At 62.8% G+C, this 15,364-nt stretch carries 14 protein-coding genes; all 14 read left to right on the plus strand.

The genetic code is table 11. The features are described from left to right. Positions 1 to 14: 14 nt before the first annotated feature. The 14 genes from M0D68_RS08350 (at position 15) to uraD (ending at position 15,308) form a co-directional block, all read left to right on the plus strand. Entirely contained in the window at positions 15 to 1,619 is a 1,605-nt protein-coding gene (locus tag M0D68_RS08350) for an AMP-binding protein (RefSeq protein WP_266224172.1), read from the plus strand. A 51-nt stretch (positions 1,620 to 1,670) separates the two neighbouring features. Further along, positions 1,671 to 2,420, plus strand: a complete 750-nt coding sequence (locus M0D68_RS08355; RefSeq protein ID WP_266224173.1) for an electron transfer flavoprotein subunit beta/FixA family protein — start codon at positions 1,671 to 1,673, stop codon at positions 2,418 to 2,420. A 15-nt stretch (positions 2,421 to 2,435) separates the two neighbouring features. Further along, positions 2,436 to 3,383: an electron transfer flavoprotein subunit alpha/FixB family protein gene (locus M0D68_RS08360; RefSeq protein WP_266224174.1), complete on the plus strand. Its 948-nt coding sequence runs from the start codon at positions 2,436 to 2,438 to the stop codon at positions 3,381 to 3,383. Positions 3,384 to 3,397: 14 nt separating this feature from the next. Then, positions 3,398 to 5,188: an acyl-CoA dehydrogenase C-terminal domain-containing protein gene (locus M0D68_RS08365; protein ID WP_266224188.1), complete on the plus strand. Its 1,791-nt coding sequence runs from the start codon at positions 3,398 to 3,400 to the stop codon at positions 5,186 to 5,188. Between the two features lie 140 nt (positions 5,189 to 5,328). After that, entirely contained in the window at positions 5,329 to 6,030 is a 702-nt protein-coding gene (locus M0D68_RS08370) for an OmpW family protein (protein ID WP_234488057.1), read from the plus strand. A 444-nt stretch (positions 6,031 to 6,474) separates the two neighbouring features. Further along, a complete protein-coding gene (locus tag M0D68_RS08375) occupies positions 6,475 to 7,074 on the plus strand; it encodes a 2'-5' RNA ligase family protein (RefSeq protein WP_266224175.1) in 600 nt (199 codons plus the stop codon). A gap of 577 nt (positions 7,075 to 7,651) precedes the next feature. Beyond that, a complete protein-coding gene (locus tag M0D68_RS08380) occupies positions 7,652 to 8,053 on the plus strand; it encodes a DUF1992 domain-containing protein (RefSeq protein WP_266224176.1) in 402 nt (133 codons plus the stop codon). A gap of 137 nt (positions 8,054 to 8,190) precedes the next feature. Beyond that, on the plus strand, positions 8,191 to 8,880 hold the full coding sequence (gene tadA, locus M0D68_RS08385; RefSeq protein ID WP_234488003.1) for a tRNA adenosine(34) deaminase TadA: 690 nt from the start codon (positions 8,191 to 8,193) through the stop codon (positions 8,878 to 8,880). Positions 8,881 to 8,907: 27 nt separating this feature from the next. Then, positions 8,908 to 9,834, plus strand: coding sequence for a muramoyltetrapeptide carboxypeptidase (gene ldcA, locus M0D68_RS08390; protein ID WP_093639831.1), 927 nt, complete (start codon positions 8,908 to 8,910; stop codon positions 9,832 to 9,834). Positions 9,835 to 10,148: 314 nt separating this feature from the next. Next, entirely contained in the window at positions 10,149 to 10,889 is a 741-nt protein-coding gene (locus tag M0D68_RS08395) for a GntR family transcriptional regulator (RefSeq protein WP_054035315.1), read from the plus strand. Between the two features lie 336 nt (positions 10,890 to 11,225). Further along, positions 11,226 to 12,707 carry an NCS1 family nucleobase:cation symporter-1 gene (locus tag M0D68_RS08400; protein WP_266224177.1) on the plus strand — a complete coding sequence of 494 codons (1,482 nt, stop codon included), beginning with the start codon at positions 11,226 to 11,228 and terminating at the stop codon, positions 12,705 to 12,707. 24 nt (positions 12,708 to 12,731) lie between these two features. Continuing rightward, a complete protein-coding gene (locus M0D68_RS08405) occupies positions 12,732 to 13,598 on the plus strand; it encodes an aspartate/glutamate racemase family protein (protein ID WP_200621819.1) in 867 nt (288 codons plus the stop codon). Positions 13,599 to 13,839: 241 nt separating this feature from the next. Then, a complete protein-coding gene (gene puuE, locus M0D68_RS08410) occupies positions 13,840 to 14,790 on the plus strand; it encodes an allantoinase PuuE (RefSeq protein ID WP_093639823.1) in 951 nt (316 codons plus the stop codon). After that, positions 14,787 to 15,308, plus strand: coding sequence for a 2-oxo-4-hydroxy-4-carboxy-5-ureidoimidazoline decarboxylase (gene uraD, locus M0D68_RS08415; RefSeq protein ID WP_266224178.1), 522 nt, complete (start codon positions 14,787 to 14,789; stop codon positions 15,306 to 15,308). Before puuE ends, uraD begins: the two co-directional genes overlap by 4 nt. Positions 15,309 to 15,364 lie beyond the last annotated feature (56 nt).

A 15,364-nucleotide genomic window follows, 5' to 3' on the forward strand; every position in this document is an offset into this window, starting at 1 on the left:
GGAGAGAGGGCGCCATGAGCACCACACCCGAAACCACGTTGGCCGCGTTGCTCGCCAACCGTGTCGAGACCATGCCGGATCTCGACGTGTTGACCGTCGAAGGCGCCGGCGTGCGGCCCGACGAGGTGCGCACTTACCGGCACCTATGGGAGAACGGCCAGCGGCTCGCACAGGTGTTGATCGAGCAGGGCCTGCAACCCGGTGAGCATTTCGCGCTGCTGATGGCCAATCACGCGGAATTTATCGACGCAATGGTCGCGGCCTCGATTTCGGGCACGGTGTTCGTGCCGATCGATCCGCGCGCACGCGGCGAGAAGCTCGCCTTCATGCTCGACAGCCCGGGCTGCCGCGGCGTTATCGCCGCTGACTACGCGCTCGACAACCTGCTTGCCGTGCGCGCTTCCCTCCCCAAACTGTCCTGGGTGATCGGGCTCGAAACGGACGAGGGCGCGAAGCCGCTCGCCGATTTCCCCGGTGTGTTGTCGTACTGTGCGTTGCTGCCGGAGCAGGTGCCCGAATTGCCGATCGTGGCCCGCAATCCCGACAGCGCGATGCAGTTGATTTTCACGTCCGGCACCACTGGCGATCCGAAGGGCATCGTCATGACGCATCGCCGCTATTGCGGCACCTCGGCGGCGGTGTCGGCGCTGTTTGGCTATGTGCCCGGCGACCGGCCGTATTCGGGGCTGTCGCTTACGCATGCCAACGCGCAGATCGTGACGCTGGGCGCCTCGCTCACCGCCGGCATGCGCGCCGTGCTGTCGCGCCGCTTTACGAAGTCGCGTCTGTGGGACATCACCCGCAAGTACCGCTGTACGACGTTCACGCTGCTCGGTGGCATGACCACGGCGGTCTACAGCGAACCAAACAAGCCTGATGACGCCGACAACCCCGTGCGCTTCGTGATTTCCGCGGGGATGCCCGCGGCGATCTGGAGGGACTTCGAGAAACGCTTCGGTATCCAGATCGTCGAATTCTACGGCGCGGCGGAAGGCGGCATCACGGTCAAGCCGCTCGGGGTCGGCCCGGTGGGCAGTATCGGCAAGCCTGCGCCGATTCTCAGGCACCGCATTGTCGACGACGACGGTAACGACTGCGCGCCCGGCGTGCCCGGCGAACTGCTGTTCCGTCCGGCCGACGGCTCGCCGTTCAAGGTCGAATACTTCGGCAATCCGGAAGCGTCGGCGAAGAAGTGCAGGGACGGCTGGCTGTACATGGGGGACGTCGTACGCGAAGACGAGAACGGTTGGCTCTTCTTCGAATACCGCAAAGGCGGCGGCATTCGCCACAACGGCGAGTTCATCAATCCGGCGCCGATCGAGAAAGTGATCGCCGAATCCGGTCTGGTCGAAGACGTCTACGTGTACGGCGTGAAGGCCGCGTCGGGCGCGCCCGGCGAAAAGGATGTGGTCGCGGCGGTGGTGCCCAAGGACGCAGCCCGTTTCGACCCGCAGCAGATATTCCGCGCATGCCGCGCGAAGCTGGAAGCGAGTTCGGTCGTCTCCTGGTTGCAGGTGGTGCCGGAGATCCCGAAGACAGCGTCGGAAAAACCGCTTGAACGCTATCTGGTCGACATGTTCGACGGCCAGCGTAACAGCGTGTTCGCCGAGACGCCGTGACGGTGTGACGGTGCGCGGCAAACCCTAAGCAATTTTCAAATGGAGTAGGCAATGAAAGTACTTGTTCCTGTCAAGCGCGTCGTCGACGCGAATGTGAGGGTCCGCGTCAAGGCCGACGGCAGCGCCGTCGACATTGCCAACGTGAAGCTCTCGATGAACCCCTTCGACGAAATCAGTGTTGAAGAGGCCGTGCGCCTCAAGGAAGCCGGCGTGGTGAGCGAAGTGATCGCGGTTTCGTGTGGCGTGCAGGCGTGCCAGGAAACGCTGCGCACCGCGCTGGCGACGGGCGCCGATCGCGCCATCCTCGTCGACACGGACGTGGAGTTACAGCCGCTTGCGGTCGCGAAGCTGCTGAAGGCGCTAGTGGATAAGCAGCAACCGCAACTGGTGCTGCTCGGCAAGCAGGCGATCGACGACGACTCGAACCAGGTCGGCCAGATGCTCGCGGCGCTGCTCGGCTGGCCGCAGGCGACCTTCGCCTCGAAGGTCGCGATCGAAGCGGGCAAGGCCACGGTCACGCGCGAGATCGACGGCGGCCTCGAAACGATCGAAGTCGATCTGCCGGCAGTCATTACCGCCGATCTCCGCTTGAACACGCCGCGCTACGCCACGCTGCCCAACATCATGAAGGCGAAGAAGAAACCGCTCGATGTGGTGACGCCGGACGCGCTCGGTGTCGACGTCAAGCCGCGGCTCACCACGCTCGGGCTCGCGGAGCCCGCCAAACGCGAGGCAGGCATTCGCGTCGCCGATGCAGCCGAACTGGTCGACAAGCTGCACAACGTCGCCCACGTCATCTAACACAAGGGGAGAAAAATGCCCGTACTCGTTATTGCTGAGCACGACAATCAGACGCTCAAGACAGCGACCCTGAACGCCGTTACCGCCGCCGCCCGACTCGGCGACGATATTCATGTTCTCGTGGCCGGCTCGCAAAGCGCGGCAGTCGCCGAACAGGCGGCCCGCATTGCCGGCGTCACGCGAGTTCGTTTCGCCGACGCCGCGCACTACGGCCATGCGCTGGCCGAGAATCTGGCGGCGCTCGTCGTGAAGATCGCGGCTGACTATAGCCACGTGATCGCACCCGCTACCACGACCGCGAAGAACGTGATGCCGCGTGTCGCTGCGTTGCTCGACGTGGCGCAGATCTCCGAGATCAGCGCCGTCGAATCCGCCGATACGTTCGTACGCCCCATCTACGCGGGCAACGTGCTGGCAAAGGTGCGAAGCGCCGACCCGATCAAGGTGATTACCGTTCGCACGACGGCCTTCGCGGCCGCGCCCGCCGAAGGGGGTGCCGCCGCGATCGACGCGTTGGAGCCGGCTGCCGAGGTTCCAGGCTCGCGCTTCGTGAGCCACCAGCTCACCCGCTCGGAACGCCCGGAATTGACGTCCGCGCAGCGCGTGATCTCCGGCGGCCGCGGCATGGGGTCCGGCGAAAACTTCGCGCTGATCGATGACATTGCTAACAAGCTTAACGCGGCGGTCGGCGCATCGCGCGCCGCGGTCGATGCCGGCTTCGCGCCCAACGATTATCAGGTGGGTCAGACCGGCAAGGTCATCGCCCCGCAGTTGTATATCGCGGTCGGCATCTCCGGCGCGATCCAGCATCTGGCCGGGATGAAGGACTCGAAGGTGATCGTCGCGATCAATAAGGACGAGGAGGCGCCGATTTTTCAGGTCGCCGATTACTGGATCGTGGGCGACCTCTTCAAGGTGTTGCCGGAGTTGTCCGGCGAACTGGACAAATTACAACAGGCTTAATGCGGGAGCACATGATGAGCACTTATATTGCGCCGCTGCGCGACATGCGTTTCGTGATGACGGAACTGGCGGAACTCGGCGAGTTGTCTTCGCTGCCGGGCTACGAGGAGGCGACCCCGGAACTCGCCGAGGCGGTACTCGAGGAGGCCGCAAGACTTGCGACGGAAGTGCTTGCGTCGCTCAACAAGCCGGGCGACGAACAGGGCGCGCGGCTGACGCCTGACGGCGTGGTGGCCGCCGACGGTTTCTCTGCTGCCTACGGGCAGTTCGTTGCCGGCGGTTGGAGCGGCCTGAGCGGCGACCCCGAGTTCGGTGGCCAGGGCCTGCCCGAACTCCTGCAGGCGGCAACCGTGGAGATGTGGAACTCGTCGAACATGGCGTTTGCGCTGTGTCCTCTGTTGACCGCTGGCGCCACCGAAGCGTTGCGGCAACATGGTTCGGACGAGTTGAAAGCACGCTATCTGCCGAAGATGGTCAGCGGCGAGTGGACCGGCACGATGAACCTGACCGAACCGCAAGCCGGTTCGGACCTCGCCGCCGTGCGCACCAAGGCCGTACCTGACGGCGATCACTATCGCCTCGCCGGCCAGAAGATCTTCATCACGTGGGGCGATCACGACATGACGGATAACGTGATTCACCTCGTGCTGGCGCGCACGCCCGACGCGCCCGAAGGCGTGCGCGGCATCTCGCTGTTCCTCGTGCCGAAATTCCTGCTCAACGCCGATGATTCGCCGGGTGCGCGCAACGACGTGCACTGCGTGTCTCTCGAACACAAACTCGGCATTCACGCGAGTCCGACCTGTGTGATGAGCTTCGGCGATCAGGGCGGGGCGATTGGCTATCTGGTGGGGCAGGAGAACAAAGGCCTCGCGCATATGTTCACGATGATGAACGAGGCGCGTCAGAAGGTGGGTATCCAGGGGCTCGCGATCGCGGAACGTGCTTATCAGCAGGCCCGTGAATACGCGAAGGAACGCGTCCAGGGACGGCTCGCGTCCAGCAAATCGGGTGGCGCGGTGGCCATCATTCATCACCCGGATGTGCGGCGCATGTTGATGACGATGAAGTCCCAGATCGAAGCGATGCGTGCCTTCGCATACGTGATGGCGGCGGACATGGACCGCGCGCACCGTGACCCGGATGCCGCTGAGCGCGCACGTCGCCAAGTGCGTGTCGATCTTCTGATTCCCGTGTTGAAGGCATGGTGCACGGAGCTGGGCGTCGAGATCGCATCGACGGGCGTGCAGGTGCATGGCGGCATGGGTTACATCGAAGAGACGGGCGCGTGCCAGTTCCTGCGCGACGCACGGATCGCGCCGATCTACGAAGGCACCACAGGCATTCAGGCGGCGGACCTTGCCGGTCGCAAGCTCGCATCAGATCAGGGCGCGGGGATGGCCGACCTGGTTGCGGAGATACGTGAGGCTGCGCTGGAGCTCACGCGCAGCACGGATACGCAAGTGGCGTCCGTGGGCGCGGCGCTCGCGGCCGGTGTACAGGCGCTTGAAGACGCCACCGCCTGGATGCTGCAAGCCCTGGTGACCCAGCCCGATGCCGCGCTTGCCAGTTCCGTCGATTACCTGATGCTCACCGGCTACGTGTGCGGCGGCTGGCAGATGGGGCGCGCAGCGCTCGTAGCAGCAGCGAAAAGCGCAGCGAATGAGGATCCGGACTTTCATCGCACCAAGCTCGCCACCGCGCGCTTCTACGCCGACAAGATCCTGCCCAAAGCGAATGCGCTTCTGGAAGCGATCCGCAACGGGGCGTCGGGCGGGGCGAGCCTCCCAATCGAGCAGTTCTGAGCGGCGCTACACGAGGTGCTGCGAGAACCGGCGTCGATGAAAAACTATTGATACGCAATACGAAATAAAGTGGAGGGGATATGTTTAAAAAACTTGCATGCCTTGCATTAATACCAGGCGCGATATGTACCAGCAACGCGATGGCGCAGAGCGCCGGCAGTCTCATCACCAGCGCGGGTGGCGTTTGGCTCGACTTTGCCCCGTCGTCCGCCACCTCGCTGCAGAGCAGTTCGGCTTTGGGCACCTTCACGTCAACGGGCACGGGTGGTCAGATACATAACACGTTCACCCTGGAGCTCTCGAACACGTATTTCGTCACGGACAACATTGCCGTTGACCTGGCGGCGGGCATACCACCCAAGCTCCAGCTCTTTGCGCAGGGCAACGCCGCACCATTCGGTGCTGGCGGGCCCAAGCTCAATCTGGGGAATCTGCAGCCGCTTGCTACCACCCGGTCGTGGTCGCCCATTCTGTTCCTGAAGTATTTCTTCTTCGACGCGCAGGCGAAGCTGCGTCCGTTCGTCGGCGTCGGCGTGAACTACACCTGGTTCTCGCATACCAATCTCAACTCGACATTCGGTGGCGCGTTGCAGCAGATTGCGGGGCCGGGGGGGCAGGTGACGGCATCGCTCAGTCCGTCGTGGAATCCCGCGTTCGTCGCGGGTGCGTCTTACAACATCAGCAAGAACTGGTACGCGACCGCGTCGGTGACCTATCTGTCTCTCAAGACAAATGCGACGGTCAATGCCGTGGCTGCCAACGGTCAGACGGTGTTGTCGAACAAGACGCGCATCACGGCGGATCCGGTGATCGTGTTTCTTGGACTGGGATACCGGTTTTAGCGGGATTGGCGGGCAGATGTTCTGGTTGCGGCCGCCCTGCGCGGTCTTCGGGACGAGCGCGGACAGGTGCGCTTTTGCCAGAACCGGTTTGGTTCCGGTCGAGCCCGCGTCGGAGATGAGTTGAAGTCACGGAAGAGGGCGCTGCGGCGCCCTTTTTTCGTGTGCCGGGCATGCTCAAAAGCCTGGGCATTTCGCTGCGTCGGGCAGTGCTTCCAGCGTCCTGAGCGATTCCACGTTGTCATCGATACTGTATGAATGTACAGTATCGTGCGTGGACGGCACAGTGAGTGCAAGTTCATTGGGCGTGAACGGGCGCGGGATGCGGGGGTGTGCTGAATCTCGCCTCGCCCCATCGAGTCGTGAAAAATTTTCCGATGCGTGAGCTAGCCCGCATCGATGCGAGGAGTTTCATCGAAATGTCTGCGTCACCCATTCAGGCGCGCCATGCCTGAGCAACTCTGGCTGCCCGGACTCGAGGCGCCGCCTGTGCCGACCGACGGCCTGTTCTTCGCCGTCTTTCCGGATATGCGCACGGCAACTGGAATCGCGAAGCTGGCACAACAGCTTTGCTCAGAGACACGCTCGAAGAGCAAACCGCTCGCGGCCAACCGTTTGCATGTCACGTTGCTACACCTCGGGAATTTCGCGGGCGGCTTGCCGCCGGCGCGGGTGAATGCAGCCATGAACGCGGCAGCGTCGATCAGCATGGAGCCCTTTAGTGTAGAGTTCGACAGTGCGGTCAGTTTTGCAATTAAGCCGCGGCCGGGGCCGCTGGTGTTGGGTGGGGGCGAGGGCGTCATTGGACTCCACGCGCTTCACGATGCACTTGGACTGGCATTGCAGAACGCTGGATTTGGGGATCGTGCGGTCTCGCCGAATACGCCGTACACCCCGCACGTGACCCTTGCTTACGGCATGCCCCCGATCGCGACACGTCCTGTCGAAGCCGTCAGTTGGAACGTGCGTGAGTTTGCGCTGGTGCACAGCCTGCTCGGCCGTACCCGGCATGTCGTTCTGGCGCGTTGGGCATTGGCAGCCGGGTGAATGTACGGGTTCGCGTCGGCCTTCGGGATGCGTGGCGATGCAGGAGCGGCTCGTTCACGATGAATCGCGGAGACGTTGCGCCGGACTAGAACCGCACGCCGGTTGCGCAGCCGCCGGCAAAGCCGCCGCCGCTTCCACCTGCGCCTCCGCAGAACACGCCGCAGCCTGATAGCGTGACCGCCATGGCAATAGCGATCATTGTCGTGCGTAGATATCGTGTGAAGGCATGCTTTCGAAGCCGCGCTGTCAATGCGCTCAGGCGCGGATCGCAGCGTGCGGCGCAAGTGGGAAGTGCTGGATCGAAGTGATGGTCGGTGATTCCGGATTGCATAACGTAAGTAGACTCCATGAACGCGGCAATGGCAGGGCCGAGTGGCCGTTTTTGCGGTGCAGGCCGAAAGATATTCGTAAGTTTTTCGGTGCGAAGCAGCGGCGCCGGCAACCCTCCACCCTAATTCACACCATGCGCCCCTCAAATACGCAGAATCTGAAAACCAGGGGGATTCGTCGGTCAGACAGTCAAAACCGTCGCGCGCTCCCTGATAGAATGCTTGGGCCGCAACGTAGTGGACTGCAGATGAAATTGCTTGATGCGTTAGTCGAACAGCGTATTGCCGCCGCAGCCGCGCGCGGTGAGTTCGATGATTTGCCGGGCGCGGGCGCGCCGCTGCCTTTCGAGGACGATGCACTGGTCCCGGAGGAAGTGCGCGTCGCCAACCGGATTGTGAAGAATGCGGGCTTCGTGCCGCCGGCTGTCGAGCAGCTGCGCGCCTTGCGCGACCTGCAGGCGGAGCTCAATGCTGTGAGCGACCAGACCACCCGCTGCCGTCTCCAGGCGCGCATGCTGGCGCTCGATATGGCGCTTGAATCGCTGCGCGGCGGCCCGCTGGTCCTGCCGCGCGAGTATTGCCGCCGCATTGCCGAGCGGCTCTCGGAGCGCGTCGGCAACCTCACTATGGCCGATGCGGGTTCGCAGTGAGCGAGCCGCTTGCCCGCTGCGCCTCGCGAGATCCGGGGTCTGTCGAGTCCCGCGAATCGGCTGAGGCGGCAACACTGCCGGCTGGCCACGCCGGGTCCGTTGATTCCGATGCGCCAGCGTCCGCGGCGGCCGCCACGATGCTGATCGATACCCCCACACCTGACGAATCACCCGCACCGCCTGTGTCGGAGCGTGATCGTCGCTTCATGGCGCTCGCCCAGGCCGCAGCCGAAGAGGCTCGCGCAGCGGGCGAAGTGCCGGTCGGCGCGGTGCTCGTGCGGGGCGACGAAGTCATCGCCAAAGGATTCAATCATCCGATCGGTGCGCACGACCCGTCGGCGCATGCGGAAATGATCGCCTTGCGCGCCGCCGCGCAAGCTGTCGAAAACTATCGTCTGCCGGGCTGCGAGCTCTATGTGACGCTGGAACCTTGCCTGATGTGCGCCGGTGCGATCATGCACGCGCGGATCGCACGCGTTGTGTTCGGAGCGCGCGATCCGAAAACCGGCGCGTGCGGCAGTGTCGTCGACGCATTTGCGAATCCGCAGTTGAACCACCACACCACGGTGACTGGCGGCGTGCTCGAAACCGAATGCGGTGCAGCGCTGAAATCGTTCTTCGCCGAGCGGCGGCGCGCAAGCCGTGAAGCACGCGCGGCGGCACGGGGCGGAGCGCACGTCGTTGCAAGCGGCGAAGCACGCCCGGACGCGCACACCGAAACGCACACCACAGCATGCAGCGAAGCACACGCTGAAGCCCATCCCGACGCAGGCATCGACGCACGCGCCGAAGCAGGCAACGAACCGGGGCCGCCTGAGCCGCTCTAAAACAACAACGTCCAACAGGTCTTGCCAATGACCGTCCATCGCACCATTGAGTTGATCGCGCCGTCCGGATATCCGCATGATGCCGAGGTGTTGCACCGCGCGTTGCACCGCCTGCATGCGCAGGGGCATCGCGTCGAAGGTGTGGAGGCGACGAAGCGCCGTTACCAGCGCTTCGCCGGCACCGACGGCGAGCGTGCCGCCGATCTGAACCGGCTGGCGGACCCCTCGCGTGCGTTGCCCGACATCGTGCTCGCCGTGCGTGGTGGCTACGGCGCAGCGCGCATCCTTCATGGACTCGACTACGAAGGGCTGCAACGGCGGCTGACCGATCAGCCGGTCGCGCTAGTGGGGCATAGCGATTTCACCGCGGTGCAGCTTGCTTTGCTGGCACGCGCCGGTTTGAAAACTTTCGGCGGGCCGATGCTGATGAGCGACTTCGGTGCGGAAGATCTGAGCGAGTTCACCATGCAGCACTTCTGGTCCGCGCTGACCCGGCCGACCATGACGGTGACGAGCAATGTGCCGCAAGCGCAGACTGCCGATGTGACGGGCATGTTGTGGGGCGGCAATCTGGCGGTGGTGACATCGCTGATCGGCACACCGTACATGCCGCCGGTGCAGGGCGGCATTTTGTTCCTCGAAGACATCAACGAGCAGCCGTTCCGGCTCGAGCGGATGCTTTATCAATTACACCTCTCGGGCATCCTCGCGCAGCAGCAGGCGCTTGTGCTCGGCGATTTCTCCGGCGGCAAATCGTACGAGTACGACAATGGCTACGATCTGCATGCAATGATCGAGCAGGTGCGCTCGGTAATCGGGATTCCGGTCATTACCGGTCTGCAATTCGGCCATGTTCCCAACATGCTGACGCTGCCGGTCGGCGCGGACGCGCACCTCGTCGCCAATGCGCATGGGTTCAAACTGTCACTATCGGGCTATCCGACCCTTGCCTGAACGGCGCGGAGTAGGGAGGCGGGCGTTTGCCCGCTTTCTTTTTGAGCCTGCAACGCAACTAACGGTCAATTATTCAGGGCGACTCTCAACAGAACGGCCCCATGGAGGTCCCTCACTTTGTTGACAAAAACCGTCTCCAATAGACGACCATCCCATACATTAATTAAACTGGTAGTGAAGCTGAGTAAGGCCTGTGCGGGCTGTCCGCCAAGCCACGCTATGGCCCGGGCGTCTGGATTGTCGAAATTCAAGACAAAAATTGTTGACAATCTTTATGTCCATCCTATGATGACAACCATACCGAGACGCACATCATGTCCGACACAGATTCCGCCGCCGCGAATGGTCCGAAAGCCGAAACGATCGCCGAGCGCATCCGCGCTGCGATCCTCGAGCATCGGCTCGCGCCTGGCGCCAAGCTGACAGAAGCACAGTTATGCGAAGTATTCGGCGTGAAGCGCGGCCCGATCCGGCAGGCGCTCGCGCAACTGGCCACCGACCACCTCGTTGACCTCGAACCGAATCGAGGTGCGTTTGTTGCCAGCCCGTCGCTGCAGGAAGTGCATGAAGTGTTCGAAATGCGCCGGATCATCGAACTGGCCGTGGTTGAAAAGATTTGCGGCGGTCATGGCCTGCGCCGTTTGAAGAGCATCGGCAGCATGATCGGCCGTGAACGCAAAGCGTTCGAAACACGTGATTTTCCGGCGTGGATTCGCCTGTCGGGCGAGTTCCATACCGAGTTGGCCGGGCTCACCGGCAACGCCGTGCTGTGCGATTGCCTGAACGGATTGGTGGCGCGCTCCACGCTGATTTCAGCACTGTACGAGTCGCTCGGACGCAGCCCTTGCTCGTTCGAAGATCATGAAGCGATTCTCGCCGCGCTCGACGCCGGCGATGCCAAAGAGGCGGCGGCATTGATGTCGCGCCATTTGCAAAGCGTCGAGTTGAAGATGCTGGAGCGCCCCGCACGTGGCGCGGCCGATCTGCATGAAGTGTTTGGCGCCCTTGGCGGCGCGTCGAAGGAAGCAGCTAGACCCAAGTCCGCGCCAGGCTGAGGCAAGCGGCCGGTGTGCGCCCGTTGCTGGTGCGCGCCGCACTGAATTGAACTGAACCGAATCAGGCGTTGCAAGGCGGCTCTGCGTGAGCGCTGCCGGCTTGCGCACGCGTGGCCGTCACGGGATGACAGCCTTGGAGTAGTAGCGCATCGCCGGGAATTCGCGGCGACAGGCGGTGCGATAACCACAAGTACATCAAGTACGGAGACATCCGCGGCACGGTTAATCAGTCGGCTCGAAGCTCCCGTTTTCCAATCGGGGAGAAGAGGGTCGCTGGCATGGCCGATGCAACGTCCTTCGATTCGCTATCGATGGTCCCTATCCCAAGGAGGAATCATGGCCCAGTTCAGTGCAGCGCCCGGCAATCCCGCAATTCCCAGTTACGCAGACGGCGGCGCGCCCAGCGATCCGTCGATGCCAGCAGGCTACAGCGAAAGGCTGTACAACGAAGATCTGGCGCCGCTGCGTCATCAGACCTGGGGTGCGTACAACATCTTCGCGTTCTGGATGTCGGACGTGCACAGCGTAGGCGGCTATGTGTTCGCGGGCAGTCTGTTCGCGCTTGGGCTGACGAGCTGGCAGGTGCTGATCGCGCTGCTGGTCGGCATTACGATTGTCAACCTGCTCTGCAACCTGATTGCCAAACCGAGTCAGGCGAACGGCGTGCCTTATCCGGTGGCCTGCCGCGCAACGTTCGGCGTGCTTGGCGCGAATATTCCTGCGGTGATTCGCGGCTTGATTGCGGTGGCATGGTACGGAATCCAAACTTATTTGGCTTCGAGCGCACTGGTAATCGTGGTGTTGAAATTCGTCCCGCAGTTGTTGCCGTACGCGGACCTGCATCACCATGGTTTTATGGGCCTATCGACACTTGGCTGGGCCGGTTTCATGTTGCTGTGGGTTCTTCAGGCACTGGTGTTCTGGCACGGCATGGAGACCATCAAGAAGTTTATCGACTTCGCAGGTCCCGCGGTCTATGTGGTGATGTTCATTCTCGCGGGCTACATGGTGTATCGCGCAGGATGGCGAAACATCGGCATCAACCTGGGCGGTGTCAAATATCATGGAATGGAAGTGGTGCCGGTGATGATCACGGCAACCTCGCTGGTGGTCTCGTACTTCTCCGGACCGATGCTGAATTTCGGCGACTTCTCCCGCTACGCCAAGAGTTTTCGCAGCGTGCGCCGCGGTAATTTCTGGGGCTTGCCGGTCAACTTCCTCGCCTTCTCGCTGGTGACGGTGGTTACAACCGCGGCGACGCTGCCGGTGTTTGGCCAACTGATCACGGACCCGGTCGAAACGGTGGGTCGTATCGACTATCCGACCGCGGTGATTCTTGGTGCATTGACCTTCACGATTGCGACCATCGGCATCAACATCGTCGCTAACTTCGTGTCGCCGGCCTTCGACTTCTCGAACGTCGCGCCGCGTTTGATCAGCTGGCGTGCGGGCGGCATGCTCGCGGCGGTGGCGTCGATTTTCATCACGCCGTGGAACCTGTTTAACAATCCGGCCGTGATTCACTATACGCTCGACGTACTGGGCAGCTTCATTGGGCCGCTGTATGGCGTCCTGATCGTCGATTATTTCCTCGTGAAGCGTCAGAAGATCGTACTCGACGATCTTTACTCGGTCTCGCCGAGCGGGTCGTACTGGTACAAAAACGGTGTCAACTACCGCGCGGTGGCTGCCTTGTTGCCGGCTGCGGTCATCGCCGTGATCTGCGTGATGGTGCCGACGCTCGACGGGCTGGCCAATTTCTCGTGGTTCATCGGAGCTGGATTGGGTGCTGTGTTCTATCGCATGCTGGCTCGCTGAGTCAGTGCCGCAACAGGAGTCGCTATGCGCATCAAACTGATCAATCCGAATACGACGCAACGCATGACCGAAGCGATGGGCCGCTGCGCGCGTGATGTCGCCGCACCCGGCACCGAAGTGCTTGCGGTCAATCCGACGATGGGGCCGCCATCAATCGAAGGTTACTACGACGAGGCTCTGGCGACCCCTGGTTTGCTGGCCGAGGTCATCGCCGGCGAACGTGAGGGTTGCGACGGGTATGTGATCGCCTGCTTCGGCGACCCCGGTTTATACGCGGCACGCGAGTTGGCGCGCGGTCCGGTGATCGGCATCGCCGAAGCGGCGATGCACGCCGCAAGCGTGCTGGCGCCCGGGTTTTCGGTGGTGACCACGCTGGCGCGCACGTGCGGCATGGCGTGGCATCTCGCCGAGCGCTACGGCATGAAGCGCTTTTGCCGCAACGTCCGCGCGACCGACGTCGCGGTGCTCGATCTCGACAAGCCGGGCTCGGCGGCGCGCCGCATCATCCTCGACGAGTGCCGGCGCGCGCTGGAGGAGGACGGCTCGGACGCAATCGTGCTCGGTTGCGCCGGCATGGCCGAATTGTGCGCGGAGATCGAAGATGCGCTGGGCGCGCCGGTGATCGAGGGCGTGACCGCGGCGGTCAAATGGACCGAGGCGCTGGTCGCGCTGCGGCTTTCGACAGCCAAGCGGGGCGACTATGCGCGGCCGCTGGCCAAGCGTTACGACGGCGCACTGGAAGCCTTCAGTCCGACCGATGCGGACCCAAATCCGCAGCCACCGCGCGGTTCGGCCGCAAGCGCCACGGAAAGTGCAAATTCGGGTGGTTTACTGCGGGTAAACACCACGGAACGCCCGGTGGGGCCGGCTTCGCACATACATCCAGTCTGACACGCACTATCTGCCCGGGTGTATGGGCGCACCCGGGTGTTTTCGCTACACTGGTCCCACTCGGCGCTGGTACCCGAAGGCTATTTTATTGTTGCTTCTGGTGCCGCTTTTTCAGGGTTGTTTCCGCCCGCGCCGGCCTGCTTGCGAAGCAACAACAGCAGGCAAACGCACGCAAACCCTCGTGCATGTCACGCGAGTGCCGCGCGAATTTTACGGTCCGTCTCCACGCTTTCGTCAAACCATGCCACTCGACTCGAACTATCCACGCGATCTGATCGGCTACGGCCGCCACCCGGTGCAGGCGAACTGGCCGGGTCGAGCGCGCGTCGCGGTGCAATTCGTCCTGAACTACGAAGAGGGCGGCGAAAACTGCGTGCTGCACGGCGATCCGGGCTCGGAGCAGTTTCTGTCGGAGATCGTCGGCGCGGCCTCGTATCCGTCCCGTCACATGAGCATGGAGTCGATCTACGAATACGGCTCGCGAGCAGGCGTGTGGCGCATCCTGCGCGAATTCGAAAAGCGCGGCCTGCCGCTCACGGTGTTCGGCGTCGGCATGGCGATCGAACGGCATCCGGATCTGGGCCGCGCTTTCGTCGAGCTCGGTCACGAGATCGCTTGTCACGGCTATCGCTGGATCCACTATCAGGACGTGTCGCCGGAAAAAGAGGCGGAGCACATGCGCCTCGGCATGGAAGCGATCGAGCGCATCACCGGCGAGCGGCCGCTTGGCTGGTACACCGGCCGCGACAGTCCCAACACGCGTCGGCTCGTCGCCGAATACGGCGGCTTCCTGTACGACTCGGATTACTACGGCGACGATCTGCCGTTCTGGATGGACGTAGACGTGACGGGGGGCGCCAAGACCCCGCAACTGATCGTGCCGTACACGCTCGACACCAACGATATGCGCTTTGCAAGCCCGCAAGGCTTCAACACCGCGGACCATTTCTTCACGTACCTGCGCGACGCATTCGACGTGCTCTACGAAGAAGGCGATGAAGCACCGAAGATGCTGTCGATCGGCATGCACTGCCGTCTGCTCGGCCGTCCGGGGCGCTTCCGCGCGCTGCAACGTTTCCTCGACCATATCGAACAGCACGATCGCGTGTGGGTGACGCGGCGCGTCGATATCGCGCGTCACTGGCGCGAACATCACCCTTACCAACAAAACAACCGCGGGGCAGCGGCATGAAGGCGATGCAATACACTCTGGATCAACTCAACAGCACCTCGACCGACGCGTTCGTCGCAGCGCTGTCGGGCATTTTCGAGCACTCGCCGTGGGTCGCGGAAATTGCCGCGCAGCAACGGCCGTTTGCCAGCATGGACGAACTGCACAGCAAGATGTCGAACATCGTCGAGACTGCGGGCGAAGAGAAGCAACTGGCGTTGATCAACGCCCACCCGGAGCTCGCCGGCAAGGCTGCCGTGCGCGGCGAGCTGACGGCCGAATCCACGCGAGAGCAGAGCGGCGCGGGCCTTGCCCAGTGCACGCAGGAAGAATTCGACAGGCTGCTGGCGTTGAACAGCGCCTATCGCGAGAAGTTCGGCTTTCCGTTCATCCTCGCGGTGCGCGGCTACGACCGCCACGGCATCATCGCGAACTTCGAGGCGCGCGTGAACAATAGCCGCGCCGACGAATTGCGCGCGAGCCTCGATCAGATCTACCGCATCGCACGTTTCCGGCTCGACGACCTGATCGACGCGTAAGGCTGCAACTACGCGTCGCGGACCTCGAACGGAAACGTTTTTTCAGTACCAACAAA

Origin of the sequence: Paraburkholderia sp. SEWSISQ10-3 4 (assembly GCF_030464785.1) — a bacterium.
Taxonomy (GTDB): domain Bacteria; phylum Pseudomonadota; class Gammaproteobacteria; order Burkholderiales; family Burkholderiaceae; genus Paraburkholderia; species Paraburkholderia aspalathi.